This is a genomic window from Sandaracinaceae bacterium, assembly GCA_020633055.1.
Taxonomy (GTDB): Bacteria; Myxococcota_A; Polyangia; order Polyangiales; family Houyiibacteriaceae; genus JADJJE01.
Map to the genome: position 1 here is coordinate 557,219 of JACKEJ010000005.1, position 24,888 is coordinate 582,106.

20 protein-coding genes and 1 riboswitch are annotated in these 24,888 nt (G+C 70.7%); of the genes, 13 read left to right on the forward strand and 7 right to left on the reverse strand.

Annotation, left to right across the window (positions count from 1 at the left end):
• The first annotated feature begins 10 nt into the window (after window positions 1-10).
• The 10 genes from H6726_07165 (at window position 11) to H6726_07210 (ending at window position 11,845) form a co-directional block, all read left to right on the forward strand.
• Window positions 11-1,648 (forward strand): CAP domain-containing protein, encoded by a 1,638-nt coding sequence (locus H6726_07165; protein ID MCB9657414.1) that lies wholly within the window; start codon window positions 11-13, stop codon window positions 1,646-1,648.
• Complete coding sequence (locus H6726_07170; protein MCB9657415.1) at window positions 1,636-2,031, forward strand: hypothetical protein; 396 nt, start codon at window positions 1,636-1,638, stop codon at window positions 2,029-2,031. The genes H6726_07165 and H6726_07170 overlap by 13 nt, the downstream gene beginning before the upstream one ends.
• A 205-nt stretch (window positions 2,032-2,236) precedes the next feature.
• On the forward strand, window positions 2,237-3,010 hold the full coding sequence (locus H6726_07175) for a sulfite exporter TauE/SafE family protein (protein ID MCB9657416.1): 774 nt from the start codon (window positions 2,237-2,239) through the stop codon (window positions 3,008-3,010).
• Window positions 3,007-5,454 (forward strand): heavy metal translocating P-type ATPase metal-binding domain-containing protein, encoded by a 2,448-nt coding sequence (locus H6726_07180; protein ID MCB9657417.1) that lies wholly within the window; start codon window positions 3,007-3,009, stop codon window positions 5,452-5,454. The genes H6726_07175 and H6726_07180 overlap by 4 nt, the downstream gene beginning before the upstream one ends.
• Complete coding sequence (locus tag H6726_07185; GenBank protein ID MCB9657418.1) at window positions 5,445-5,645, forward strand: hypothetical protein; 201 nt, start codon at window positions 5,445-5,447, stop codon at window positions 5,643-5,645. Before H6726_07180 ends, H6726_07185 begins: the two co-directional genes overlap by 10 nt.
• A complete protein-coding gene (gene ccoN, locus H6726_07190) occupies window positions 5,626-8,001 on the forward strand; it encodes a cytochrome-c oxidase, cbb3-type subunit I (GenBank protein ID MCB9657419.1) in 2,376 nt (791 codons plus the stop codon). Before H6726_07185 ends, ccoN begins: the two co-directional genes overlap by 20 nt.
• Complete coding sequence (locus H6726_07195) at window positions 7,998-8,222, forward strand: hypothetical protein (protein MCB9657420.1); 225 nt, start codon at window positions 7,998-8,000, stop codon at window positions 8,220-8,222. The genes ccoN and H6726_07195 overlap by 4 nt, the downstream gene beginning before the upstream one ends.
• Complete coding sequence (locus H6726_07200) at window positions 8,215-9,018, forward strand: c-type cytochrome (GenBank protein MCB9657421.1); 804 nt, start codon at window positions 8,215-8,217, stop codon at window positions 9,016-9,018. The genes H6726_07195 and H6726_07200 overlap by 8 nt, the downstream gene beginning before the upstream one ends.
• 2 nt (window positions 9,019-9,020) lie before the next feature.
• Complete coding sequence (gene ccoG / locus H6726_07205) at window positions 9,021-10,415, forward strand: cytochrome c oxidase accessory protein CcoG (GenBank protein ID MCB9657422.1); 1,395 nt, start codon at window positions 9,021-9,023, stop codon at window positions 10,413-10,415.
• Window positions 10,412-11,845: a sigma-54-dependent Fis family transcriptional regulator gene (locus H6726_07210; protein ID MCB9657423.1), complete on the forward strand. Its 1,434-nt coding sequence runs from the start codon at window positions 10,412-10,414 to the stop codon at window positions 11,843-11,845. Before ccoG ends, H6726_07210 begins: the two co-directional genes overlap by 4 nt.
• A gap of 7 nt (window positions 11,846-11,852) precedes the next feature.
• Here the strand turns inward: H6726_07210 and H6726_07215 are convergent, their stop codons facing one another.
• The gene (locus tag H6726_07215; GenBank protein MCB9657424.1) at window positions 11,853-12,443 is read right to left on the reverse strand and encodes a hemerythrin domain-containing protein; all 591 of its coding nucleotides are present in this window, start codon (window positions 12,441-12,443) and stop codon (window positions 11,853-11,855) included.
• A 283-nt stretch (window positions 12,444-12,726) separates the two neighbouring features.
• Between H6726_07215 and H6726_07220 the strand changes: the two genes are divergently transcribed.
• Genes H6726_07220 through H6726_07230 form a run of 3 tightly spaced genes read left to right on the forward strand, consistent with a single transcriptional unit; the run spans window position 12,727 to window position 15,805 of the window.
• Window positions 12,727-13,896 (forward strand): histidine kinase, encoded by a 1,170-nt coding sequence (locus tag H6726_07220; protein ID MCB9657425.1) that lies wholly within the window; start codon window positions 12,727-12,729, stop codon window positions 13,894-13,896.
• Window positions 13,893-14,240 (forward strand): response regulator, encoded by a 348-nt coding sequence (locus tag H6726_07225; GenBank protein ID MCB9657426.1) that lies wholly within the window; start codon window positions 13,893-13,895, stop codon window positions 14,238-14,240. The genes H6726_07220 and H6726_07225 overlap by 4 nt, the downstream gene beginning before the upstream one ends.
• Window positions 14,237-15,805, forward strand: a complete 1,569-nt coding sequence (locus H6726_07230) for a response regulator (GenBank protein MCB9657427.1) — start codon at window positions 14,237-14,239, stop codon at window positions 15,803-15,805. The genes H6726_07225 and H6726_07230 overlap by 4 nt, the downstream gene beginning before the upstream one ends.
• 31 nt (window positions 15,806-15,836) lie before the next feature.
• Here H6726_07230 and H6726_07235 read toward each other — a convergent pair whose 3' ends face one another.
• The 6 genes from H6726_07235 to H6726_07260 all read right to left on the reverse strand — a co-directional run bounded on the left by H6726_07235 (window position 15,837) and on the right by H6726_07260 (window position 24,861).
• A complete protein-coding gene (locus H6726_07235) occupies window positions 15,837-17,465 on the reverse strand; it encodes a hypothetical protein (GenBank protein MCB9657428.1) in 1,629 nt (542 codons plus the stop codon).
• Window positions 17,462-19,690, reverse strand: coding sequence for a TonB-dependent receptor (locus H6726_07240; GenBank protein MCB9657429.1), 2,229 nt, complete (start codon window positions 19,688-19,690; stop codon window positions 17,462-17,464). The genes H6726_07235 and H6726_07240 overlap by 4 nt, the downstream gene beginning before the upstream one ends.
• 98 nt (window positions 19,691-19,788) lie before the next feature.
• Window positions 19,789-19,941: riboswitch (cobalamin riboswitch) on the reverse strand.
• Window positions 19,942-20,093: 152 nt separating this feature from the next.
• The gene (locus H6726_07245) at window positions 20,094-21,245 is read right to left on the reverse strand and encodes a hypothetical protein (protein ID MCB9657430.1); all 1,152 of its coding nucleotides are present in this window, start codon (window positions 21,243-21,245) and stop codon (window positions 20,094-20,096) included.
• Between the two features lie 39 nt (window positions 21,246-21,284).
• Window positions 21,285-21,758, reverse strand: a complete 474-nt coding sequence (locus H6726_07250) for a VOC family protein (GenBank protein MCB9657431.1) — start codon at window positions 21,756-21,758, stop codon at window positions 21,285-21,287.
• 174 nt (window positions 21,759-21,932) lie between these two features.
• Window positions 21,933-22,697: a M23 family metallopeptidase gene (locus H6726_07255; GenBank protein ID MCB9657432.1), complete on the reverse strand. Its 765-nt coding sequence runs from the start codon at window positions 22,695-22,697 to the stop codon at window positions 21,933-21,935.
• A gap of 112 nt (window positions 22,698-22,809) precedes the next feature.
• Entirely contained in the window at window positions 22,810-24,861 is a 2,052-nt protein-coding gene (locus tag H6726_07260; protein MCB9657433.1) for a hypothetical protein, read from the reverse strand.
• Window positions 24,862-24,888: the final 27 nt, after the last annotated feature.

The window sequence follows — 24,888 nt, forward strand, 5'->3', positions numbered from 1 at the left end:
GATGCTCCTGATGGTCCACCCTCCCGTCTCGTTGGTCGCGCGCGCTGCTTTGATCATGTGGCTCCTGTCCGCAGTGGCAGGCTGCGGAGGAGGCGGAGGGAGCAGCGGGCCCACCACGGGCCGCGCCGCCCGCTACGTCGTGGTGGAGGGGCCCGGGGCCACCGAGTACGGCACCACGGCGGAGGAACAGCCGCCGCTGGACGACGACGCGGGCCAGCTCGCACAGACGACCATCGAGGTGGGTGCCGCGCAGGGCGCACCGCTCACGTTGGACGGGCGCCTCTCCGAGCTCGCGGCGCGCGTGGGACGTGAGGTCGTGGAGCAAGGTGCGGCGCCAAGCGCCGAGGTCGTCCAGTTCTTCGCGCGTCACCTGGGCATCGCCGAGCCGGTGCCCTCGGTGTCCCACGCCGCCTACGCGGACCTGGAGGGGGCGCGGCTGGGGCTCCAGGAGCAGCTGCCTGCGCTGCTCATCCCGGGCCGCTTCACGCACCTGGGGGTCGCCACCGTCCCACACGGCGACGAGCGCATCGCCGTGGTGGTCCTCACGCGCCGCGGAGTGGATCTGACGCCCGTCCAACGCGTGCGCAGCGCCGGGCCGCTCGTCTTGTCGGGGAACCTGCTGGGCGACCTCCGCAACCCCGAGGTCGTAGTGGTGCACCCCGACGGGCACACGCAGCGCTCGCCTGCGGGGTCCGGGCCGCGCTTCCAGGTGCGGCTGCTGCTCGCGGAGTCCGGCACCTATGCGGTGGAGCTGCTCGCGCGCGGGAGCGCAGGCATCACGGTGGTGGCAAACTTCCAGCTGTACGTGGACGAACCGGCGCCGACCCGCCTCGCGGTGTCAGCGGCGGACACGCCAGGGGTCTCCACGGCCGACGACGTACGAGAGGCGCTCATCGCGCGCATCGCCGAGGAGCGCCGACGCGCGGGCGCCCCCGAGCTCACGCTGCACCCAGGTCTGAGCGAGGTAGCCGAAGCGCACTGCCGTGACATGGTGGCCGCGGACTTCGTGGGGCACGACTCGCCCACCACGGGCACCCCAGCGATGCGCCTCACGGCTGCGGGCTTCGCCAGCGGGCTGATGCTGGAGAACGTGGCGCGTGGGTACAGCGCCGACGAGCTGCACCGTGGCTTGATGGACAGCCCGGGGCACCGCGCGAACATCCTCGAGCCGCGTGTGACCCACCTGGGCATCGCCGTGGTGGCCGTCCCCGATGGCGACCGGACCGCGTTCCTGGCGACCCAGGTCTTCACGCAGATGACCGCTCGGATCGACACGGCAGCGGCGCCGGCCGCGCTGCTCGCCGCCATCAACGAGGGGCGCAGAGCGCGCCGCACGGGGCCCGTGGCCTCCGACGAGCTGCTCGCGCAAGCGGCGCAAGAAGCGGCCGAGGCGTACTTCGCGGACCCCAGCCTCAGTGAGCAAGACGTGACGGACCGCGCTAGCGCGGCCCTCCGCCGCTACGCCATCGCGTACCGTCGCGTCGGAGCCTTGATGACGGTGGTCACGCGCATCGAGGACGCCGGGCGCCTGGAGCCCACCTTCGACCCCGACGTGACGACGCTGGGCATCGGCGTGGCGCAAGGAGACCGACCTGGGCAGGCGCCCAACTCCATCGCGGTGGTGATGGTGCTCGGGTGGCCCCGCTGATGCGTGTGGTCACGGCCCTGACCGGGGTGTACCAGGCAGACGGGTCGCTGCGTGGCGAGCTGACGTACGCCCTGGGCAAGCTCATGGGCACGGCGCACTGCGCGCTGTGCGACATCACGCACGCCGGGGTGCGCGAGAAGCGGGGGTTCGCCGCCTGCCGGGAGGCGCTGCCCGTGCCGCTGCGCAACGTACACCTGGACGAGCGCGTCCCCGAGCTCCTGCAGTTCACGGAGGGCCGGACGCCTTGTGTCGTCGCCCATACGAGCCAGGGCCTGGTGCTGCTGTTGGACGCGGGGGCCCTCGACGGATGCCGGGGCAGCGTCACGCGGTTCCGCGAGGAGCTGGAGCGCGCCATGGACGAGCTGGGCCTCTCGTTCGCGTAGACGCGTTGGTCGCGAGCCGACGGCCACGCACGCAAGGGCTGCGCGCGGCCCACCGACGGCGCAGGACCTGCGCCTGATACGGCCCGAGGTCACCCAGAACGCGCAAATGCTGCGCTGACGGGGCCTTCGAGGGTGTTGGTCCGGCGGTTGCAAAGGGCCCGCTCGTGCCCCCCTACCCCCCGAGGACGCGCTGAGCATGGGCCCTATGCTCGCGTCGATCACCGCAGGCCTCGTCGCCGGCGTCAGCAGCGTGCCGCACTGCATGGGCATGTGCGGGCCGCTGGTGGCCGGGGTGTGCTCGGGGCCGCGTGACGGCGCTGCCTATCAGGTGGGTCGCACGGTGTCGTACAGCGTGCTGGGTGCGGTCGCGGGCGGCGTGCTGCAGCTGGGCACGCTGCCGCTCTCGCGCACGATGGCCTCCACGCTGACGAGCGTAGTGTTGGCCGCAGGGCTCCTGTGGGCGGCCTTCTCCCTCGTTCGCAGCGGCGCTCGAGCGCGGACGACGTCCAAGACACACGAGGGCGCGCAGCGCCCCCGTGACGTGGAGCTGGTCCCGCTGCGGGCGTCACGGAGCGCTCCGGCTCGGACCGCGTCCGCCACCGGACGCTGGGCAAAGGCCGTTCGCCCATGGCTGGGCTCGCCCCTGCTCGTTGGAGCGCTCAGCGCGCTGTTGCCCTGCGGGGCGCTCCTGACGCTGGCCTTGCTGGCGGCTGGCGCCGGCTCCGCGTGGGGTGGCGCCTTGACGGGCGCGGCCTTCGCCACGGCGACGGGCGCTGGGCTGGCCACGAGCGTGTGGGCGAGCGCGCTGCTCCGCCAATCCCGCGCCGGCGCACGGGTCGTCGCCGCCGTCTTGGTGCTCGGAGCAGCCATCGTGAGCGTGCGGGCGTTTCCGCAGCTGCTGGGTGGCGCGAACGAGGGAGCCGCCTGCCACTCCGACACGGGCGCGGTCCGTGCGGCCCCCGTCGCGAGGCGCCCATGATCGGCATGGTGGCACCCGTCTCCTGCGCACACTGCGGCCTCCCCGTGGAGGAAGAGGGCGCGCGCTTCTGCTGTCAGGGCTGCGAGGCCGTCTACGACCTGCTGAAGGCCGAGGGGCTCACGCGCTACTACGACCTGCGCCGTGGACCGGGACAGGCGCGTCGGGAGCAGGAGGCGTTCGCGGCGGGCGTCTGGCTCGAGCAGCTCGAGGGCGCGCTGGAGGCTGCGGAGCGCGAGGGACCCTCGGGGACGCTGCGCGCGACCATCGACGTCGATGGCGTGCACTGCGGCGCGTGCGTGTGGCTGATTGAGAAGACCTTCACGCGCCAGGCGCAGAACGCCGGGACCCCCTCACGCATCGAGCTCAACCCCGCGCTCGGCAGGGCCTCGCTGCAGCTCTCGCCGGGCTTCCCGCTGCGCGCCTGGCTGACAGAGCTCGCGCGCTTCGGCTACCGCGCTGGCCCGGCCGCGGACGACCGCGAGCGCTCGGAGAGCCATGGCCTCCTCGTTCGCGCGGCGCTGTGCTTCGCGCTGGCCGGCAACATCATGCTGTTCGCCCTGGCGGAGTACGCGGGCCTCGAGGAGGGCGTGCTCGCGCGGCAGGTGCACGTGGTCACCTTCGTCGGGGCCTCGCTCAGCGTGCTGATCGGCGGGAGCGTCTTCTTCCGCACGGCGTGGGCCTCGCTGCGCTCGCGCGTGCTGCACTTCGACGTCCCCATCGCGCTGGGCATCGGCCTCGCGTACGCCGGCGCCACGGTGCGCTTCGCGGCCGGCGACGGCCAAACGCCCTACCTCGACACCGTGGCCGTCTTCATCGCGTTCATGGTGCTGGGACGCTACCTGCAGGAGCGCACGCTCGAGCGCTCGCGTCGCCGCCTGCTGGGAGACGACGCACAGCGCTCCCTGCTGACGCGACGTCTGCGGGAAGACACGCGCCTGGAGGAGCTCGTCGCGTGTCGCGAGGTGCAGGCTGGCGACACGCTGGTGCTGCGGCGTGGCGACTTGGTGCCCGTCGACGCTCGCGCGCTCGCACCGGCGCGCTGCTCGCTCGACTGGATCGACGGAGAGAGCGAGCCGCGCACCTTCTCGGAGGGGAGCGTCGTCCCGGGGGGCGCGTTCTACCTGGGGTCGCACGCCGTGCGCGCCGTCGCGACCCAGGGCTTCGCCGACTCGACCGTGCAGCGCTTGCTGCGGCGCGAGCAGGAGGGCGGACCGCGCATCGACGCGTTCTGGACCCGCGTGGCGCGCTACTACGTCGTCGGGGTGCTCGTGGCGGCTGCGCTCGGGCTCGGCCTGACGCTGGCGCGTGGTGAGTCGTGGGCAGAGGCCATCTCCGTCTGCACCGCCGTGCTCGTGGTCACGTGCCCTTGCGCGTTCGGCATCGCCGTCCCCTTGGCGCACGAGCTGGCGCACGCGGAGCTCCGCCGGTCGGGGGTGTTTCTGCGCAAGAGCGGCGTCTTGGACCGCTTGCTGCGGGTGCGCCGGGTGGTGTTCGACAAGACCGGCACGCTCACCACCGGGGCACTCGCCGTGCATGACGAGGGGCGTGGTCGTGACCACGCGCTGACGGCCGGGCTCGATCGGCAGGCAGTGAGCGCCCTGCAGGCTCTGGTCGGCGCGCAGGACCACCCCAAGAGCGTCGCGCTACGGCGTGCGCTCCGGGGCGCGCCATATGACGCGGCGCTGGCCGAGCGCGTGCTGGAGGTGCCCGGAAGCGGCGTCGAGGTCACCCATCACCAGCACGTCTACCGTCTGGGAGCCCCCCGTTGGGCGACCGACGACGACGCGCCCGACAGCGTGGACCTGGTCTTCGCTCGGGATGGGCGACCGCTCCTGATGCTGTCGACGGACGAGGTCGTGAGGCCGCGCTCGCGCGAGCTGCTCGCCGAGCTGCGCGCCCGCGACATCACCCCGTACATCCTCAGCGGTGACCGGCAGGCACGCGTGGACACCGTGGCGAGCGCCCTCGGGCTCGACGACCCCACGACGCCGCCCGGGCTGGCGGTCGGCGACGCGTCCCCCGACGACAAGGCCGAGTTCGTCCGCGCGCTCGGCGGTGAGGGGACGCTGATGGTCGGTGACGGCCTCAACGACGCGCTCGCATTGGACCTCGCCGAGGTGTCCGCCACCCCCGCAAGCGACCGGCCGTTCGTGGCGAGCCGCTGCGACTTCTATCTGACCAGCGCCGGCCTGGGCGGGATCGTCCGCGCCCTCGACGTCGCACAGCACCTGCGGCGCGTCGTGCGCGTCGACCTCGCCATCGCGGTGACCTACAACGTCGGCGCGGTCGCGCTCGCGGCCAGCGGCGCGATGCGCCCGTGGCTCGCCGCGCTGCTGATGCCCGCGAGCTCGCTCTTCACGGTGGCGTTCACGATCCACGCGATGAGCCGCGCACGCCACGCGCGCGCCCACGCCGTGACCGAGAGGAGGCCCGCATGGAGGTGATGACCCTGCTGCTCTTCATCGGCGTCGTGTTCGTCCTGGGCGCAGCCCTCGCGTTCATCGCCAACGCCAACAACGGAACGTTCGATCACACCGAGCGCCTCGCGCTCTTGCCGCTCGATGACCCCCATGACGCGCCACGCGACGCCGTGACGCCCGAACAGGAACTGGATCATGCAAACCCAACGAATTGAGTATGACGACCGCATCGTGCGCGCCTTCTTGTGGGCGTCCGTGATCTTCGGGATCATCGGGATGCTCGTCGGCGTCGTCGTCGCGCTGCAGCTCGCCTGGTGGCCGGCCAACGTCGCGCCTTGGCTGAGCTTCGGGCGGCTGCGCCCCCTCCACACCAACGCCGTGATCTTCGCGTTCGTCGGAAACATGCTGTTTGCGGGCGTGTACTACTCCACGCAGCGCCTGGCCAAGGCGCGCATGGCGTCCGACCGCCTGTCGTGGGTCCACTTCTTCGGCTGGCAGGCCATCATCCTCTCCGCGGTGGCCACCCTGCCCTTCGGCATCACGCAGGCGAAGGAATACGCCGAGCTGGAGTGGCCGATCGACATCGCCATCGCCGTCGTGTGGCTGGTGTTCGCGACGAACTTCTTCTGGACGCTCGCCCGGCGCCGCGAGAAGCACCTCTACGTCGCCATCTGGTTCTACATCGCGACCATCGTCACGGTGACCATCCTGCACGTGGTCAACAGCCTGGCCATCCCGGTGTCAGGGCTGAAGAGCTACTCGGTGTTCGCCGGCGTCCAGGACGCGCTGGTGCAGTGGTGGTACGGGCACAACGCCGTCGCCTTCTTCCTGACCACGCCGATCCTCGGCATCATGTACTACTTCCTGCCGAAGGCGGCGGACCGCCCCGTCTTCAGCTACCGGCTCTCGATCATCCACTTCTGGGGCCTGGTCTTCATCTACATCTGGGCCGGCCCGCACCACCTGCTCTACACGGCGCTCCCCGACTGGGCGCAGACCCTCGGGATGATCTTCAGCCTCATGCTGTGGGCGCCCTCCTGGGGCGGCATGCTCAACGGCCTGATGACGCTGCGTGGCGCGTGGGACAAGCTGCGCGCCGACCCCGTCCTCAAGTTCTTCGCGGCCGGCCTCACCTTCTACGGCATGGCCACGTTCGAGGGCCCGCTGCTCTCCATCAAGAGCGTGAGCGCGCTGGCGCACTACACGGACTGGATCATCGGGCACGTGCACGCCGGCGCCCTCGGGTGGAACGGCTTCATGGCCGCGGGGATGTTCTACTGGCTGGTGCCCCGCCTGTACGGCACGCAGCTCAAGTCGGTGTCGGCCGCCAACTTCCACTTCTGGATCGGCACGTTCGGCATCCTGCTCTACGTCACGTCCATGTGGACTGCGGGGATCACGCAGGGCCTCATGTGGCGCGAGATGGCGGAGGGCGGGGGGTTGGCCTACCGCAACTTCGTCCAGACGCTGGTCGCCCTCCGTCCGATGTACTGGATGCGCCTGATCGGCGGCTCGCTGTACCTGGTCGGCTTCATCGTGATGGCGTGGAACCTCTGGGCCACCGCGCGCAGCGGCAAGGCCGTGAACGGTGAGGCCGAGGTCACGGTCGACGACGCCACGCCCGCAGCTGCCGAGCCCTCCCCCAAGCAGCTCGTGCTCTCTCCGCCCGTCATCGTCAGCGCCATCGTCATCGGGCTGGTCATCGCCGCGGGCTACCTCGAGGTCGTGGCGTCGCTCACCTTCGTCGTGTTGGCGTTCGCCGTCGGCTTCTTCACCATGCTGCTGCTCAGCCTCGCCAAGCAGCCGGGCAAGCCCACGTGGCACTCGCTCATCGAAGGGCGCTCGGGGGTGTTCACCGCGCTCACCATGTTGGCGGCGCTCGTCGGCGGCGTCGCGGAGATCGTGCCGAGCGTCGTCGCGGCACCCGAGGCCCTCGCGACCACCAACAACGTGCCCTACAGCCCGCTCGAGGTGGAGGGACGCGACGTCTACATCCGCGAGGGCTGCTACACGTGCCACTCGCAGATGATCCGCCCCTTCACGTGGGAGACGGCCCGCTACGGCGCGGTCTCCACGCCGGACGACTCCATCTTCGACCACCCGTTCCAGTGGGGCTCGCGTCGCATCGGGCCCGACCTGGCGCGTATCGGCGGCAAGTACTCTCACACCTGGCACTACCGCCACATGATGGACCCGCGCGAGATCTCGGCCGACTCCAACATGCCCCCCTTCGCGCACCTCGCGGGGGAGGCGTTGGACTTCGAAGGCACGGCCGCGAAGATGCGCGCGCTGCGCACGGTGGGCGTGCCCTACGGCGCCGAGCAGATCCAGCGCAGCCAGGCCGCAGCCCACGCGCAAGCACAGGAGATCGCCGACTTCTTGGCCACGGACGCAGGCGTCCGCGTGTGCCCGACCGACGAGCTCGACCCCGAGACCTGCGACCTGGTCGTGGACAGTCGCATGACCGCGGTCATCGCCTACCTGCAACGCGTCGGCCGCGTGCCGGCCGATGGAACGTACGACGTCCCGGCGACCGAGACGGTGGCCTCGAACACAGGAGCACGACCGTGATCAGCTGGCTCGCATCCGACTTCTTCGCCCAGAGCCCCGTGCTCGCTCTCCCCATCGCCGCGCTGCTGCTCTTCATGGCGCTGTTCACGGTGATGGCGGTGCGCGCGCTCCGGCTCCCCATCGCGCAGGTGGAGACCCTCGCGCAGCTCCCCATGGAGCACGACACGCAACCGCTCGACACGAGCGCCGCAGCTATGCAGGAGAACCCCAGCCATGTCTGAAGGCAACCGCCGCGACGAGATCCAAGGCGAGATCATCCACGTCTACGACGGCATCGAAGAGGCCGACAACGAGCTCCCGCTGTGGTGGTTGTTCACCTTCTACGGGGCGATCATCTTCGCGGTCGGCTACTGGTACTACTACGAGGGCTTCGCCGTAGGACCCTCGTCGATGCAAGCGTACGCCGGGGAGTTGGCCGCAGCCGCCGCGGCGGGCGGCGAGGTCACGGACGAGCTGCTGGACGCGATGGCGCAGGACGACGCGGCCATAGCGGCTGGGCGCGAGACCTTCGCGGGTCAGTGCGCGGTCTGCCACCGCGAGGACGCGGGCGGCAACATCGGCCCCAACCTGACCGACCGCTACTGGCTGCACGGCGGTAGCCCGGTCGACATCCACCGCACGATCCAGGATGGCGTCCCGACAGCCTCCATGCCGCCCTGGGGCGCGGTGCTGGGGCCCGTCGCCGTTCAGCAGGTCACCGCCTACGTGATCAGCCTGCGCAACACCGACGTGGACGGCAAGGCTCCTCAGGGGGAGCTGTGGTCTCCTGGCGCCGCCGCGGCCCCTGAAGAGGGTGCCGAAGGGGCCGAGGCCGCCAGCGGAGCCGAGGCCGCCGGCGGAGCCGAAGGAACACCCGAGGCCGCCTCTGCCGAAGCCGACGAAGCGGCCCCCGCCAACGGAGAGTCGGCGCACGACGCGGATGACGCCGTCGCTGGCGATGTCGGCGCTGCCGCAGCAGCCCCCGCGCCTGCTGAAGCGGACCCAGTCCACGAGCCCGCGCCGCGCCCCGAGGAGTAGTCATGTCCAAGCGCCCGTTGCCAGTCATCGACGAGCCCGCGAGCTCCCTCCACGTGGATGGACGCCGCAACTACGTGCATCCGGCAGACGTGCACGGGCGCTTCCTCACGCGGCGACGCATCGTGTTCGCGGTGCTGATCGCGGTCTACGTCGCGCTGCCGTTCGTTCATGTCGGCGGGCGGCCAGCCGTCTTTCTCGACGTCGCGCACCGTCGCTTTTTCCTGTTCGGCCTCAGCTTGAACGCGCAGGACTTCTGGCTGGCCTTCTTCGTGTTGAGCGGCATCGGCTTCGCGTTGTTCGTCGTGACGACCCTCTACGGTCGCATCTGGTGCGGGTATGCCTGCCCGCACTCGGTGTTCCTGGAGGGGGTGTTCCGCCCCATCGAGCGCCTGATCGAGGGGCCGCGCAACATCCGCATGCGCCGCAACCAAGGCCCGATGAGCTGGGACAAGCTGTGGCGCAAGACGCTCAAGCACGCGCTGTTCGTGCTCACCGCGTTCTTGATGAGCCACTTCGTGCTCAGCTACTTCACGTCCCTTCCTGCCCTGCTCGACATGATGCGCAGCGGCCCGAGCGAGCACACGGAGGCGTTCGTGTGGATGCTCGCGATGAGCGGCGTCATCTACTTCAACTTCGCCTGGTTCCGAGAGCAGCTGTGCCTCGTGGTGTGCCCCTACGGCCGTCTGCAGTCGGCGCTGATCGACAGCGACACGCTGGTGATCGGCTACGACACCGCCCGAGGCGAGCCGCGCGGCAAGGTGGGCACCAGCGGCGCAGGGGACTGCGTGGATTGTCGTCGCTGCGTGGTGGTGTGCCCGACGGGCATCGACATCCGCAACGGTCTCCAGATGGAGTGCGTGGGCTGCGCGCAGTGCATCGACGCGTGCGACGACGTGATGCGCAAGCTGAGCCGCCCGGTCGGGCTCGTGCGCTACGACTCGCTCAATGGCCTCGACGGCAAGGCGCGCCGAGTGCTTCGACCGCGCGTGTATTTCTATGCCGTGCTGGGCGTGATGGGCCTCGTCGCTGCGACGCTGGCTCTGAGTAGTCGTCAGGCCTTCGAGGTCAACCTGCTGCGCACGGGAGCCCCCTTCGCGGTCGACGCCGAAGGCCACGTCCTCGACATCCTCAACCTGCACCTCGTCAACAAGCGCGACGAGCAGGTGCGCTTCCGCATCGAGCCCGTCGACCCGAACGACGGGTTGCTGTACCGCATCTCCGACCCGAACCCAGAGGTCCCGGCGCTCGAGTCCGCCCGCATCAGCGTGTTCGCGACGTGGGAGCGGGGAGCACCCAACGCCCCATCCACCGCGCCCGCACACGTGCGTCTCCGCATCATCAGCGACCATGGCGACGAGTCGCGCGTCGCTGAGGTATCCTTCGTGGCCCCGCGATGAGCACCAGCGAGACCCACACCGAGCGCGGCCGCGTCCTGGTCGTCGACGACGAACCGAGCGCCCGCAGCGCGCTGCAGCAGCTCCTGCAGCTCGAAGGCTACGAGGTCGAAGCCGCGGCCGACGGCCGCGCGGCGCTGCTCAAGCTGTCCACCTTCGAGCCCGACGTGGTGCTGACGGATCTGAAGATGCCCGGCATGGACGGCCTCGCGTTGGTGGAGCAAGGCCGCGTGGAGGCGCCGCACTGCGCGTTCTTGGTGATGACGGCGTTCGGGTCGGTGGACTCCGCCGTGAGCGCGATGCGGCTGGGCGCCGAGAACTACCTCACGAAGCCTCTCGACATGGGCGCGGTCACGGTCCAAGTGGAGCGGGCCATCGAACACGCGCGACTCCGACGCGACGCCGTGCGGCTCCGGGAGCAGCTCGGTCAGCGCCTGGACGCCCGCAACCTGATCGGCGATCACCCGTCCATGCAGCGCCTGTTCAAGAGCGTGCTGCAAGTCGCGAAGAGCCAGGCCACGGTCCTGGTGCACGGCGAGACCGGCACGGGCAAGGAGCTCATCGCAGCGGCCATCCACCGTAACTCGTCACGCAGCGAACAGCCCTTCGTGAAGCTCAACTGCGCTGCGCTCGCAGAGTCGGTCCTCGAATCCGAGCTCTTCGGCCACGAGCGCGGCGCGTTCACGGGAGCGCTCCAGCGACGCCGAGGCCGCTTCGAGGCCGCCCACGGCGGTACGCTCTTCTTGGACGAGGTCAGCGAGATCCCAATGGCCGTCCAGGTGAAGCTGCTGCGCTTCCTGCAGGAGAAGGAATTCGAGCGCGTCGGCGGGAACGAGACGGTGCACGTCAACGTGCGCGTGGTGGCCGCCACCAACCGCGACCTGATGAACGCAGTGACCGACGGGACGTTCCGCGAAGACCTGTATTACCGCCTCAACGTCGTGCAGCTGGAGGTGCCGCCGCTGCGTGTCCGACGCACGGACATCCCGTTGCTGGCGCACCACTTCCTCGACCGCTACGCCCGAGAGAACGACCGTCAGCTGGCAGGCTTCACCGAGGCCGCGCTACGCGCGCTGGTGAGCTACTCGTGGCCGGGCAACGTGCGCGAGCTGGAGAACGCCGTGGAGCGGGCCGTCGTGCTCACGGAAGGGGACGAGATCGACGTCGACGGATTCCCTCAGCTGCGCCGCGCACCCCGTCCCTCCTCGGGCGGCGGGCTGGACGACCTGATCCCGGGCATCACCATGGCCGAGCTGGAGCGCCTCGCCATCGAGCGGACGCTGGCGGCGGTGGGCGGATCGACGGCGAAGGCGGCCGAGCTGCTCGACATGAGCCGTCGCACGCTCCAGCACCGGATGAAGCAGTGGCGGGATGGCGACGACCGCGGCGGCCCGGAGGGCGACGACGACGGGGAGGACGACGAGACCCCCTGAGGGCGGCTCAGTCGTCGTCTCCGTAGGGCGCCTCCCCCGAGAGCGCACGCGGGAAGAGTTCCTCCTCCTCGAGGCGGTGGTGCTCGGCGAGTTGAATCTGCAAACGGTCGAGCAGGCGATGCAGATCGCTCATCAGCTTGGGGTCGAGCGCAGGGGCCTCGGTGTTCTGGGCGCTCTGGCCCACCGCCTCGGCGCAGAGCGCCGCCAGGCGACGTAGCCCGCGACCGCGCTCGCAGCTCTGGTGGTTGTCGATGTGCAGCGCGGCGACGATGGTCGCGCAACGGGGCCCCTGACCCGACAGGATGCGGGGGAAGATCTCGTTCTCCTCGCGGAGCATGTGTAGCCGCGCGTCCTCCGCGAAGCGGTTGGCCAGGACGAGCATGGCGCGGGCCGCCGGATGTCCGCTGAGCGCGGCGCTCTCCGTGAGGTGCTCGAGCAGCCGGAGGTCCTTGCGCAGCGGTACGTGGTAGGCGTCGAAGACGTGCGAGATGAGCTGGGCGAGACTCTTGTCGCCCCAGTGGTCGACGTCCCTGACCAGCGGTGACAGCATGGTGACGGGACTCGGGGAGTGCGCGTGTTCGGAATTCGGGGTGCCCATGCGGGAACCGGTAGCAACCCGCGTGCCCACCTGATCTCCCTGCAGTTGGCGCTATCGGTCGACCATGGTAGGTCGACCGTTGCGCCTCCCCGCAACCCCGACGCAAGCGTTGCGCCACGGAGCGCTGCCCGGCGCGGGAGCGCGCGTCCCGAGACGGCGCCATCACTCCGCCCCCGACGTCTCGCCGACCGGCCAACCGTCGGGCCCCTCGCTGTGAGACACAGCGCCCCGCGCCACGTTCGCTCCTGTCCGTGCCGCCGATGGCTGCTACGCTGCAGACTGCATGGTGCCCCTCTTGGACGAGCTGTTCCGATACGTCGGCTTCACCGAGCACGACGGGCGTCGACTGCAGGCCGCATCCGACGCCCTGCGGCCGACCTTCGACGGAATCGTCGAGGCCTTCTACGTCGCCATCGAAGCGAACCCGGAGGCCCGCGCGGTGTTCGAGGACGAGGCCCAGGTCGCGCGCCAGAAGCGGCTGCTGCGGGGTTGGCTCGAGCGCTTCTTCACGGGTCCTTACGACGCCAGCTACGTAGAGGAGCGCTCCCGCATCGGTCGCGCGCACGTGCGTATCCGCCTGCCCCAGCGGTACATGTTCGTGTCCATGAACATCATCCGGGACGGCCTGACGCGTGCCGTGTGGGCCCTGACGGACACGCCCCTCGACCGGATGGCGTTGCTCCAGTCGATCCACCGCCTCTGTGACGTCGAGCTGGCGATCATGCTCGAGACCTACCGGGAGGGCTACGACCGCGCGCTACGCACGGCGGAGCGGTTGGCTGCCCTGGGTCAGTTCGCGGGGACGCTGGCGCACGAGATGCGCAACCCGCTCGCGGTGCTCAGCACCTCGAGCCACCTGCTGCGCCGCCACGCGGGCGAGGCGCCGGCCATCGCGCGCCACGTCGACCGCATCGAGCGACAGGTCGCCGTGTGCGGGCAGATCGTGGAAGATCTGCTGGGGCTCGCGCGGGACACCCCACCACGCGTCGCCCCCGTGGACGTCGCACGGCTCGTCGAGATTGCGTGGGCACAGCTCACCAAACCCCTGCACACCCTCTCGCTGCGCGTCGCGCCCGACGCGGCGACCGTGCTCGCCGACGAGGGGCAGCTGCGGCAGGTGCTGGTCAACGTGATGGAGAACGCCACCCAAGCAATGCCCGAGGGTGGCGTCGTGGACGTAGACGTCCACGTGGGAGTGCTGGCCAACCCCGCGGGCGACCTGGATGGCGTCGTCATTCGCGTCGAGGACACGGGACCGGGCTTCACCCCCGAGGCACTGGAGCACCTGTTCGAGCCGCTCTTCACCACAAAGGCCCGCGGCATCGGGCTGGGGCTGCCCCTGTGCCACCGCGTCATCGGCAAGCACGGCGGCCGACTGAGCGTGCACAACCGCGAGCCGCGCGGAGCCCGCGTGGACATCACCCTCCCCGCCACGACCCAGGGGGCGGCATGAGGGTCCTGTTGGTGGACGACAATCTGGAGCTCGCGGACAACCTCGCCGAGCTGCTGACGCTCGATGGCACGGAGGTGGTGACCCACCACGACCCCACCCGCGCGCTCGACTGGGCGCGAGCGCACGAGTTCGACGCGGCGTTGCTCGACGTGCGCATGCCCGTGCTGGGCGGCGTGGAGCTCATGCGCCAACTGCGACCTGCGCACCCCGAGGCGCGCTTCGTGCTGATGAGCGCGTACACGCAAGACGTGCGGCTCGACCCAGCCAGTGACCGCGTGGACGCCGTGCTCACGAAGCCACTGGACCTGCGGTTGCTCACGCGAGCGCTAGGGCTCGAGGCGTGAGGCTGCGGGTTCTCGTCGTCGACGACAACGTCGAGCTCGCGGAGAACATCGCCGAGCTTCTGCAGGATCTCGACGACCAGCTGGACGTTGTGTTCTCGCGCGGCGCGCGGGGAGCGATGGACATCGCCGTGCGCGGGGGGTTCGACCTCGCGCTGCTGGACATCCGCCTGAGTGAGGGCGACGACGGCCTGACGCTGCTCCCCAAGCTGCGCGAGCTGTGTCCGCGGGGCGAGGTCATCCTCATGACGGGGCACGGGACACTCGACTCGGCGATCACGGCGCTCCGCCAGGGTGCCTTCGCCTACGTGTTGAAGCCCTTCGACGCACAGGACTTCCTCGAGTTGGGCGGCCGCGCACTCGCCCACATCAGGCTGCGCAACGAGCGGCAGCGTTTGTCGCGCGAGCTCGAACGCTCGGAGGCGCTGCATCGCGCCATCGTCGAGCACACGGAGGCGCTCTTGGTCGGTGTCGGGCCAGGGGGCGACGTGGTCTTCGCGAGCCCACACGCGCTGCGTGCTCTCCCGGCGGTCGAGGGGGGTCGTGAAGCCATCGTGGGGACCCCCTTCCTCGATCACTTCGCCGACGGTCCGGGCGGCCCATTGGCGCGGGCGCTACACGGCGCGCTCGCAGGGGAGCGCGCACACGACATCGACGAGCTCGTCGCGCGCGCAGGCGGACGACGGCGCGTGGTGCGCTGGACGCTGACGCCGGTCCCGGCGCTCGCGCACGACGCCGCCCAGGTCGCCGTCATGGCCGTGGGGGTCGACGTGACGGAGCAGCTCGACGCCGAACGGACGGCGCGAGAGACGGAGTCTCTGGCCGCGATGGGTCGCCTCACAGCCGGCCTCGCGCACGAGATTCGCAACCCCCTGAACGGCGCCTTACTGCAGCTCGAGTTGCTCATCCGGGCCAACGAGAAGGGCGCTGATGGGCCTGCGCGGAAGGTGGTACGTGACACCAGCGACGTCATCAAGCGCGAGCTGCGCGGCCTGGCCGAGCTGCTGGACGAGTTCTTGGAGCTGGCCCGGACGCCCGTGCCACGTCTCGAACCCGTGGACGTCGTGGCGCTGGTGCACGACCTCTTGACCAGCCAAGCCCCTGTCGCCGAGGCCGTGTCCGCCCGCTTCCGGTACGATGGGCCCGCGTCCGCATACGTCTTGGCCGAGCCGGGGAAGCTCAGGCAGACGCTGCTGAACTTGCTCAAGAACGCCCTCGAGGCGCTGACGACAGGCGGCGAGGTGCGCTTCGAGGTGCTCGCTGGGCAGCCCGCGCTCGAGACCGAACCGGGCCCGGAGCGGGTCGAAGTCCGCGTCTATGACGACGGCCCGGGTCTCGACGACGAGATGCTGCGGGAGGCCTTTCGTCCGTTCAAGACCAGCAAGCACGCGGGGACGGGCCTTGGGCTCGCCATCGTCGCGCGCACCATACACGCGCATGGCGGCGCCGTGAGCATCGAGAACCGGCCGGAGGGAGGCGCGCTGGTCCGCGTGCGCCTGCTGCCCGCGCCCCCCCTCGGGAGCGCAGGCGTGGGCGCGCTCGCTTCGTCGCATACGCCCGGCCCTTAGCCCCTCGCGCGGAGTCCGCGCTGCAGACCACCTAGCGACCGACGAGCGCCACGTGTCGAGGCGCAAGGCCCCGCGCCATGCTGAGCGGCACAGGCGCCCCCTCGGTCGCGGCCGCGGCCTCCAACGTGAAGCGCCGTAGGCCCGCGCTGGCGTCTGGCACCAGGAGCAACCCGCTGTCCGCGTCGTACGCTGACGTCCCCATCACGTACTGGCCGCTGGCGGTGCCGAGCTGCTCCTGCGCGCCCGTGGAGATGCGCACACGGTACACGGCGTCGTCGGTGGGGGCGATGAAGTCGCCGTACTCGACGGCGACGAACTCGTCAGCCGAGAGCGCCACGATGCCGTTGACCGCGACCGCCGCGAGCGCGTCGGCGCCGGCCTCCCAGCGGTCGTCCTCGACGAGCCCGTCCGCGACCTGCTGCACCACGACCACACCGGCGGTCGCGCGCACCTCGGCCGCGTCGAACGTCCCGGAATGCCCGGTGCAGGCGACCACCGCGCGCGTGGCATCGCCCGGCACGGGCACGAGGGTGCCGCAGTTGCGCAGCCCGGTCAGCGTCAGGCTGCTGAACGTGCCCGCGCTCGGGTCGACCAACACGACCACGCCGTCTGCGGACGCGCCGAAGTCGGCGCTCAAGAGACCGAGCCCCACGGCCACGTAGCTGCCCAGGCGCACCATGCGCGACGGGCGCGCGAGCACCGGGTTCTCATCGACTGTGGTGTTGAAGCTGCTGAGGTCGACGCGCTCGCCCGTGCGGGTCATCGTCGTCGGGTCGATCTCGATCAGATCCGTCCCACGCTCGGCCGGCACGGCGTTGGGGTCGGCGTTCTGCTCGAACCGCGTGACCCAGGCGCTCGTCCCGCTGACGCTGACGTAGTCCTGCGGATTGCTCGAGAAGCCCGCGGCGCCACCGGTCGCGTGCGTACGCAGCTGCCCGACCAGCTCGCCGCCCGGGATGGCGACGCGCGTGAGCACGTCCACGCGCAACCGGTCGATGACGGTGATGTGACCGGGCTCTGGCATCGTGGGCAGGGACACGTCACCACCCAACGCGGCGACCAGGCCCGCGAGCGCGTCGGCCGAGGTGAACCACTCGGTGACGAGTGGGTCGCCCGCAGCGTCCAGCATCGCAATGGACGTGCTGCTGTAGTCGCTGCTCACCACGGCGAACGTGGGCGTCGTGGACAGCTCGGGCAGCTGCGTCGCAAACGCCCGCACCACCACGAACACGCCGCCCGAGGTGACGTTGAATGTCGCCGCGCCGTCCGCGAAGGAAGCCCCGGCGACGATCTGCCACGGGTCGGTCGGGCCTGCCGCGAAGAGCACGAAGAGGTCATCGTCCGCTCCCGAGTACGGCAGGTTCACGCTGACCCCGGCCGCGAACACGGTCGCGAGCGGCGCGAGCTCGAAGGGCATGCCCGTGAACTGGACGTCGGCCGCGAGCGCCGTGACCTCGCGCTGCGACAGGCGACTGAGCGTCAGCTCGGTGGTCTCGGTCAGGGCTCCCGCTGGGACCGTCACCGTGACGCCACCGGCGCGCAGCGCGCCCCCTTCGGCGCCAACGCTCAGGGTGGTGGAGGGCGCGCCGTCGTCCGCGCAGCCCAGCACGAGGATCGCCGCCGCGCAGACGAGCGCGAGGGTGTTTCGAGTACGAGTCATTCCCATTCCTTTGTGTAGACGGCGCTCACCGCGACGCGGCGGCCGGGGAGCGCATAGCCGAGGACATCCGACCCAGCGCGGTTGCGCAGGTCGCGAACGGAGAGCGCGAGCTCGAGCCCGCGGTAGGTGACGCGCGCGCCCACGCCGAGCCAGACGCGCGCCGGGATGGCGACCAGGTTCGCCGCGTCCGCGTAGAGGCGCCCCTGGTGACGCACGTCGGCGTACAGCGTGCCCACCACACCCGAGCGCAGCCGACCCGTGCCGAGCTGCGCACGCAGGAAGGCGGTCGTGCGCGCGCGATAGGGCAGCGCGTTCCCGAGCGTGTCACGCGAGTAGAGGTACGAGAGCATGCCGGTCACCTGCAGGTGCTGACCCACCTGCAGGTCGCCACTCGACTCGAGGCCCGCGACCCAAGCCGACGCGACGTTCTCGAACACGCTCTGTGACTGGCTCGTGCGCCGTGCACGGATCAGGTCTTCGTCGCGTCGCGCGTGCCCACGGAGCTCGAGGCGCGCGCAGAGTACGTCACCCGTGGTCTGCAGCAACAGCCCGAGGTCACCACCCATGCCCGTCTCGGGGCGCAGCTCCGGATTCTCGCGCACCATCGCGCGGTCGCCAAACAGCTCGAGCTGCGTCGGCAGGCGCGCGCCCCGAAAGACGGAGGCCGTGATGGAGAGCGCGCCCAGTGGGCTGAACGCCGCTCCGACCCGAAACGTGGGCAGCGCGCTGCGCGCCGTGTGCGACTGGATGCGGCCGAGGCGTAGCTCCTCGGTGTGGCCAAAGCTCCCTTGCACGCGCACCGACGGACGCAGCGACCAGAGGCGCCCGCCGCGCCCGCCGTGCGCGTGCAGCTCCAGCGTCCCGGCGACGGTCTCGCGACGAGAGGTCGGCTCCTCGAAGCGGCTCGCGGCGTCCTCCGGGTCGTATCGATAGCCTGCAGCGTCGAGCACCAGCGTCGTGTCGAGCGCGTCGGCGGGCGAGAGCGTGAGCGTCGAGCGCGCACGCCAGCTGCGTGAGCGATCATCCGTGTCGTGAGGACCGGAGCCGATCTCCCCCAGCCGGTCTTCGAAACGGTTGCGGCGCCCACCGAGGATCCCCTGCAGCGACAGGCGCGGCTGCGCGCGACCTTCCCAGCTGCGCGACACTCCCAACACGCCGCGCAGCTGCGTCTGGAGTCGCTCCGTCTGCAGCGAGGGAGCCGAGAGCGGTCCAGGGACGCCAGCGTCGCGGGTAATGGTCAGGAGCACCGCGCGCAAGACCCACTCCCCCTGCTGAGCGCGCACGTGGAAGAAGGTCGACGTGTCCAGGGCCTCGGCGTTGCGCACGCGACGCCGCACGTCATCCGTGTAGTCGAAGCGGGTGTTGCCGTCGTCGAGGTATGGGTAGTTCGATCGCGAGCCTCGCGCCCCAGCGAGCGCCAGCACCTCCACGTTGCCGCGACGCAGCCCCACCTCGAGCGAGCCTCCGCCGGTCAGGTAGCTGCCCGCGTTGCCGCGCAACACCATGCGCGTGCCGAGCACGCTCGCGGGGATCAAGCGCACGACGCCTCCCATGGGCGCCACGTTGAGAGCCGCGGGCGCCCCCCCCCGGTACACCTCGATGGCGTGGAACGCATCGAGAGGTAGGAGCGAGAAGTCGAACGCGCCATCGTCGATGTCGTGGATGGGGAGATCGTCGAGCACGACCTCGGTCTGCGAAGCGTCGCCCCCCCGGAGCCCGAGCCCAGCGAACGCGCCCATGCCGCCGAGGCTCTGGAGCTGCGAGCCGGGGAGCTCGGGCAGCACGTCCACCACGTTCTCGCCCGCTGCGGTGCGTGCGCGGAGGTCGACCCGCGTGCCGGCGGCGGTGGGGTCGAGACCGTTGGCGGACGGGAGGCGACGCGCGACCTCGGCGGTCGCGCCGAAGGACGGCTCGTCGTCCGGATCGCGGGGACTGGTGGTCGCGCCGAAGGACGGCTCGCCGTCGGGCGGACCAGCGTCCGCATCTCCCGCCTCCTCCGCGTCGGCTCCCTCGGGGTCCGCGTCGGAGGGGGTCTCTACCCTGTCGGCTCCCGGTGGGTCCGCATCGGCCTCTCCCGCGGTCGATTCGTCCCGCTGGTCGCGGCGTGCTCCACCTCCAGTGGGTGTGTCGCTCGCGGCGGCGGGGTACGCGACGCACGCCGTCCACAGCCCGGCCACGAGGGCCAGGGATGAGGAGGGTCGGGGGGTGCGCGTGCGTCCGGTCATCAGGGTGATCCCTGCGGATGACGGGCTTACGGGAGGCGACGCGACACTGCGCGAGGCCCTCGTAGGCTGTGTCCCGCAGCAGAGGGTCGCGCTCGAGCAGGTCTCCGGACTCGCGACCCTAGGCCGCGTCGCCTTCCCGCGCGGCGGCTCGGTTCCCTTGGGGTGAGCCGTCCTCGCAGTGGCACCATGACGCGGTGTTCGATCGCATACCGTGGCGGGAACCGTGTCGGCTTGGAACCGACTTCCCTCTTCGGCCCCCGCATGTCTCCGCGGTGACCTCGCGCGACCTTCACCCGATGTGAGCAGCCGCGACCCGATCGCTCCGGGGACTCTGGGAGGAACGCGCCGCCCGGTCAAGTCGGCGCGCTCCAGGGGCGAGCGACGACGCCCTCTCGCGCAGCCCCTAGAAGCGCGTGCCCAGGCGCACCGAGAGGCCGAGCGAGACCGCGCCGCCGTTCGCGCTCAGCACCGTGATCTCGGGCAGCTGGGCCTCCAGGTACAGCGCGCTCGTGGCGTGGTACACGACGAGCGCTCCCGCGCGCACCATGAACGACGGCACCCGGTTACCGGTCAGCCCATGGAAGAAGCCCAGGTCGACGGCCGCGCCCAGATGGAGCGGACGCTGGAACGGGCTCGCCAGGTACGCGGCGCCACCGTGCAGCGCGATGCCACCCGCCGCACCGAAGTACACATCGAGCCCCGCCCGCAGCTCGAGCCCCGTGCGACCGATCGCGTAGCCGAAGAGGGCCTCGAACGTGCCGAGGGTACCGCCCGAGCCGTTCGACCCCGCGCGCAGCAGCGGGTGGACCCCCAAGCCCACCTCGAACAGCATGGGCTTGTCCGCGCCATATCGCTCGCGCCCTTCGAAGTCCGCACGCTCTCGGGCCTCGCGCTCCTCGGCCGCCTGCTGCTCGGCCGCCAGCCGGTCACGCTCCGCCTGCTCGGCGGCCTCCTGCGCGCGGCGCGCTGCTTCCTCTGCGGCGAGGCGCCCGGTCTGGTCGGCACCCGCGAGCTGCGCGACGTCGTCGCCGAGCCCCTCGGGGCGCAGGAGGGCCTGCAACAGCGCCATGAGCCGGGCGCCTTCATGCGCCCGCAGCACCTCCGCGTCGATCTCCTCCACACGGTTCTCGAGCACGTAGCCGACGCGCAGCGTGATCCAGTACCCGTCCTCACGCGCCTCGCGCACGATGGGCACCACGACCCACTGTGCGTTGTTCATCTCGGCGACGGCCCTCAGCTCGTTGGCACCCTCGGGTACCTCCTGCTGCACGGCATCGATGGCGCCAGCCTCCGAGACCGCGTCGTGCGAGAGGCCACGCACGGCCTCCGAGACGGCGTCGGTGAGATCGTCCAGGGCGTCCTGGTGCGTGTTCCCGGTGGCGCCGATGACGACCACACGGTCTGCGCGGGCGGCGCCGGTCCAACCGAGCGTCAGCGCGACGCACGCGAGCACCGCACAGTGGAGCGCCGCCCGCGAGCGGCGAGCCCCTGCGCCAACCAGCGGCCCCAGCCACCTCGCGGCGCGAGAACCTGGGTTCACGGAATTGTCGAGCATCGGTGAGGTCCGCATGGTGCGCCGCAACCTACGCAACTTCTACGCCAATTTCGAGAAAGCCTCGACCACCTCGGGGGGAGCCTGGACGAGCTCGATCAAGACCCCCTCACCGCTCAGGGGGGTTGCCTCGTTGCCCTTGGGGTGAACGAAGCAGACGTCGTAGCCCGCCGCGCCCTTCCGGATGCCGCCCGGCGTGAAGCGCATGCCCTGCGCCGTCAGCCACTCGACGGCGACGTGGATGTCGTCCACCCACAGGCCAATGTGATTGAGCGCGGGCTGATCGACGCGCGGCTTCTTCTCGGGGTCGATCGGCTGCATGAGGTCGACCTCCACCTTGAATGGGCCACTGCCGAGCACGGCGATGTCCTCGTCGACGTTCTCCTTCTCGCTCTGGAAGTTGCCGTGAAGCGTCAACCCCAGGGTGTCGACCCACAAGCGACGCAAGGCCGCCTTGTCGGGGCCGCCAACGGCGATCTGTTGAATACCAAGGACCTTGAAAGGGCGTTCGCTCACCAGCAGCTCCTGTGCGGACCCCTCGGCCCGCCGCGACGGCGCGGCGGCTGGGGGTCGCGGCGGGCACCATACACCGCCCGAGCGACGGACGCATGCCACGGGCCGTGCGTCGGTCGGCGCGTGGGACCGCTCGGGCCACCGCCGACGGGAGGGCGCCCACGAGGCCTGACGCTGCTACGGGTGAGCGGACGCGAGCGCGTCTTCGAGCGCCTCCAGGCGGGCGAGCGGCTCCTCCCCAGCAGGCGCGTCCGCGCGGTACGCGAGGCCCACCGCCCGGCGCACGCCCAGGGGCATACCGTGCTGCACCAGCCAAGGCAGTGGATCGACCGCGTTGTCCCGATACGGTCCGGGAAAGGGCTCCGCGCCGTCGCTGTCGCGCTGACGGACCTCGAAGTGCAGGTGCGACGTCATGCCGCGAAAACGTTGGTTGTTGGTGTTGCCCACACGACCCAGCTTCTCTCCCGCCACGAGCATCTGGCCGGGGACCACGAGCACCGCCGAGAGGTGCGCATAGAGCGTGAAGTCGTCCGTGTCGGGATGGTGCACGACGACCGCGTTGCCATAGCCGAGGAAGCCGTGCTGTGTGTCCGACTCCGACGCGACGTGGCGAACGACGCCTCGGCGCGCGGCGAGCACCGCAGTGCCGTAGCGCGCGCGGAAGTCGATGCCCGCGTGGAACTGCCTGCGGCGACGCAGCCGCGCGCGGCGATAGCCAAAGCCGCTGGCGACCAGCCCGAATTCGACGGGCGACACCGCCGCCTCCTCGGAGAACGTGAAGGGGCGCAGCGCGAGCTTCACGGGCATGGACACACCTCGCGTGCGACGCGCCCCGACGCCCGTCACCCGTGGGACGGCGCGCGCGCCAGCGTCGTCCGGGAGCGCGCTGGCCGGTGGCTGGCGGATGGCCAGTACCACGAGGCACAGACCCGCGAAGCTCACGGCGCGAGCGGCACGTCGTCGCGACGCGGTGGTCCGGGCGGGTGGCGCTGGGGGAACAGACACTGGCGGATAGAATGACCAGTGAGCAGGGGAGCGCAACCTGCGCGCGCGTTCAGGGCGGCGATCCCGCGTTGAGCGTGGGCACGCCGTTCTCCACAAAGGTGGTGAAGAAGTTCGTGATCAGCGCCTCCGCCGGCGGATCGGTGGCGACGAAGTGACCGCCGTCGTACTGCACGAGCCCGACGGTGTAGGTGCCACCAGTGCCGTTTCCGGTGACCGAGGCCGCGACGGCCGGCGGTCCGAAGGTCTCGTGGTCCGCGATCCGGAAGAGGTAAGGGCTCACCTGTGGGAAGCCCCCCGCCAGCGAGAGGGCCTCGATGGAGCGGGGAGGCGTGTAGGGGTCGCTGGTACCCTCGGTCTGCAGGATGCTCTTGGGCGAGAAGCCGGCCCGTGGCGCGCGGTGGATGAGATGCGCGTAGCTGGCGGTGTCGGCGACGTCCACCCACGTCTGGATGAGCGACAGCAGAGGGTGCTCGTAGACCATGTGCTCCCGCACGTTCGGGTCCATGCCCACGCCCGGCAGACCCAGGGCAAACGCGATGGCGCCTGGGATGTTGACGGGCTGGGTCTTGTCGACGACGGCGATCACGAAGACAGCCCCCGCGCCGCTGAGCACGCCGCCCTGTGCGTGGTCGTCGATGGCGAGGAACAGCGGACCGTTCACGCCACCTTGGGAGTGCCCGTAGAAGTAGATCTTGCTGGTGTCGAAGGTCACCGGCTCCGCGCGCCCGCTGACCGTGATGGGAACCGTCAGCCCGGCGATCAGGCGCGCCTGCTGCACGACATCCAGCGCGGACTGGCGCGCGTTGTCTCGCAACGACAGCGGGTTGAAGATGTTGAAGACGAAGAGGTCTGGATCGAGGCCGTCGGGGATGCGCTCGCCATGGTGGATCTGGTCGACGCCCATGACCGCAATGCCTTGTTCGGCGAGCATGCGACCCACCCCGTTGCGAGTGTACGAGCGGTAGTCGCCGCCTGTGCCGTGCGCGTAGAGGACGATGGGGAATCCTCCAGGCGGCATCGGCACGGTTGGAGGCGGGAGCGTCAGCGAGAAGCGGGCGTCGAACTCGTCCTGCACCACGGGGACACCGTCGACGATCTCGAAGTCGCCGCCGTCCGCGGCCAGGTCGTACGGGATCTCGCCGCGCTGGAAGATGGGGGACGGTCCGTAGCGCCCGAGCACCTCCACGTGGGTGGCCGCGCTGACGTTGGGAGCCCACGCGGTGGCGTCGGCCGTGGGCAGCTCGTACTCGTCGACGATGAAGTCGCGCGCGGCGAGCAGCTGCTGATAGCTGTCGCTGGTCGTGAAGACCGCCATGCTCAGGATGTCGTCGCTGTCGACGCCCGCGTTCGTCAGCGCGGTCAGGGCGGGTGCGTGGACGGCCCGCGCCGCGACGACCTCGGCCTCCGTCCCCGTGCCCAACATCGCCTCGAAGTCGAGGTCTCGCTGGAACTCGCCCCCCGCCGCCGGCTTCACGTCGCGCGTGACCACGACGGCGTAGGTGGTGTTCCACTCGAGCGGCACACCGAACACGGGCATCACGGCCACGCAGTGGTCGGGCCAGTAGCGCGTCGCCTCGTCGCGGTAGGTGACGTTCACCGGGTGTCGGGTGCCGACGTTCGGGCTGTCGGGGTCGACGTTCATCAAGAACACAGACGCGTCGGCCGCTTGCGATGCGAGGCCCGCAGGAGGCAGCGTGTCCGTGTCTACGCTCGTGGAGAAGCGCAGGTAGGTGCCGCCGCTCAGCGAGTAGCCGTGGGTGTCCGCCTCGATGGCGTCGAGGTAGCGCCGGACGATCTCGATCTCGCGCGGCTGCCGGAACTCGGACACGTCGATGGTTCCGTCAGGATTGCGGCGCACGTCGGTGGGCCACGGCAGATCGAAGAACTCGTGCGGCATCCCCTCCCGCGGCAGAGCGAACACGGCGCGCACGTCGGGAGGGAGCGGCCCTTGGTCTTCGCCGCCCAGATCGGGCACGGCGACGTCTGGCACCCCCATGTCCGCCGTCGAGCCGCCGCTCGAACCACACCCCCCGTTCACCGCGCCGCACAGCGCCAACCCCAGCACCAACCGGCGCATGTGCGCCCACAAAAAGCGATCCATCGGGTCAGTGTACGTCAGCCGAGCGCG

What these genes read in the sequence shown, in the direction of transcription:
- H6726_07165 (MCB9657414.1), top strand. Translation starts at nt 11, where the DNA reads ATGGTCCACCCTCCCGTCTCGTTGGTCGCGCGCGCTGCTTTGATCATG.
- H6726_07175 (MCB9657416.1), top strand. Translation starts at nt 2,237, where the DNA reads ATGCTCGCGTCGATCACCGCAGGCCTCGTCGCCGGCGTCAGCAGCGTG.
- H6726_07180 (MCB9657417.1), top strand. Translation starts at nt 3,007, where the DNA reads ATGATCGGCATGGTGGCACCCGTCTCCTGCGCACACTGCGGCCTCCCC.
- H6726_07185 (MCB9657418.1), top strand. Translation starts at nt 5,445, where the DNA reads ATGGAGGTGATGACCCTGCTGCTCTTCATCGGCGTCGTGTTCGTCCTG.
- ccoN (MCB9657419.1), top strand. Translation starts at nt 5,626, where the DNA reads ATGCAAACCCAACGAATTGAGTATGACGACCGCATCGTGCGCGCCTTC.
- H6726_07200 (MCB9657421.1), top strand. Translation starts at nt 8,215, where the DNA reads ATGTCTGAAGGCAACCGCCGCGACGAGATCCAAGGCGAGATCATCCAC.
- ccoG (MCB9657422.1), top strand. Translation starts at nt 9,021, where the DNA reads ATGTCCAAGCGCCCGTTGCCAGTCATCGACGAGCCCGCGAGCTCCCTC.
- H6726_07210 (MCB9657423.1), top strand. Translation starts at nt 10,412, where the DNA reads ATGAGCACCAGCGAGACCCACACCGAGCGCGGCCGCGTCCTGGTCGTC.
- H6726_07215 (MCB9657424.1), bottom strand. Translation starts at nt 12,443, where the DNA reads ATGGGCACCCCGAATTCCGAACACGCGCACTCCCCGAGTCCCGTCACC.
- H6726_07220 (MCB9657425.1), top strand. Translation starts at nt 12,727, where the DNA reads ATGGTGCCCCTCTTGGACGAGCTGTTCCGATACGTCGGCTTCACCGAG.
- H6726_07225 (MCB9657426.1), top strand. Translation starts at nt 13,893, where the DNA reads ATGAGGGTCCTGTTGGTGGACGACAATCTGGAGCTCGCGGACAACCTC.
- H6726_07235 (MCB9657428.1), bottom strand. Translation starts at nt 17,465, where the DNA reads ATGACTCGTACTCGAAACACCCTCGCGCTCGTCTGCGCGGCGGCGATC.
- H6726_07240 (MCB9657429.1), bottom strand. Translation starts at nt 19,690, where the DNA reads ATGACCGGACGCACGCGCACCCCCCGACCCTCCTCATCCCTGGCCCTC.
- H6726_07245 (MCB9657430.1), bottom strand. Translation starts at nt 21,245, where the DNA reads ATGCTCGACAATTCCGTGAACCCAGGTTCTCGCGCCGCGAGGTGGCTG.
- H6726_07260 (MCB9657433.1), bottom strand. Translation starts at nt 24,861, where the DNA reads ATGGATCGCTTTTTGTGGGCGCACATGCGCCGGTTGGTGCTGGGGTTG.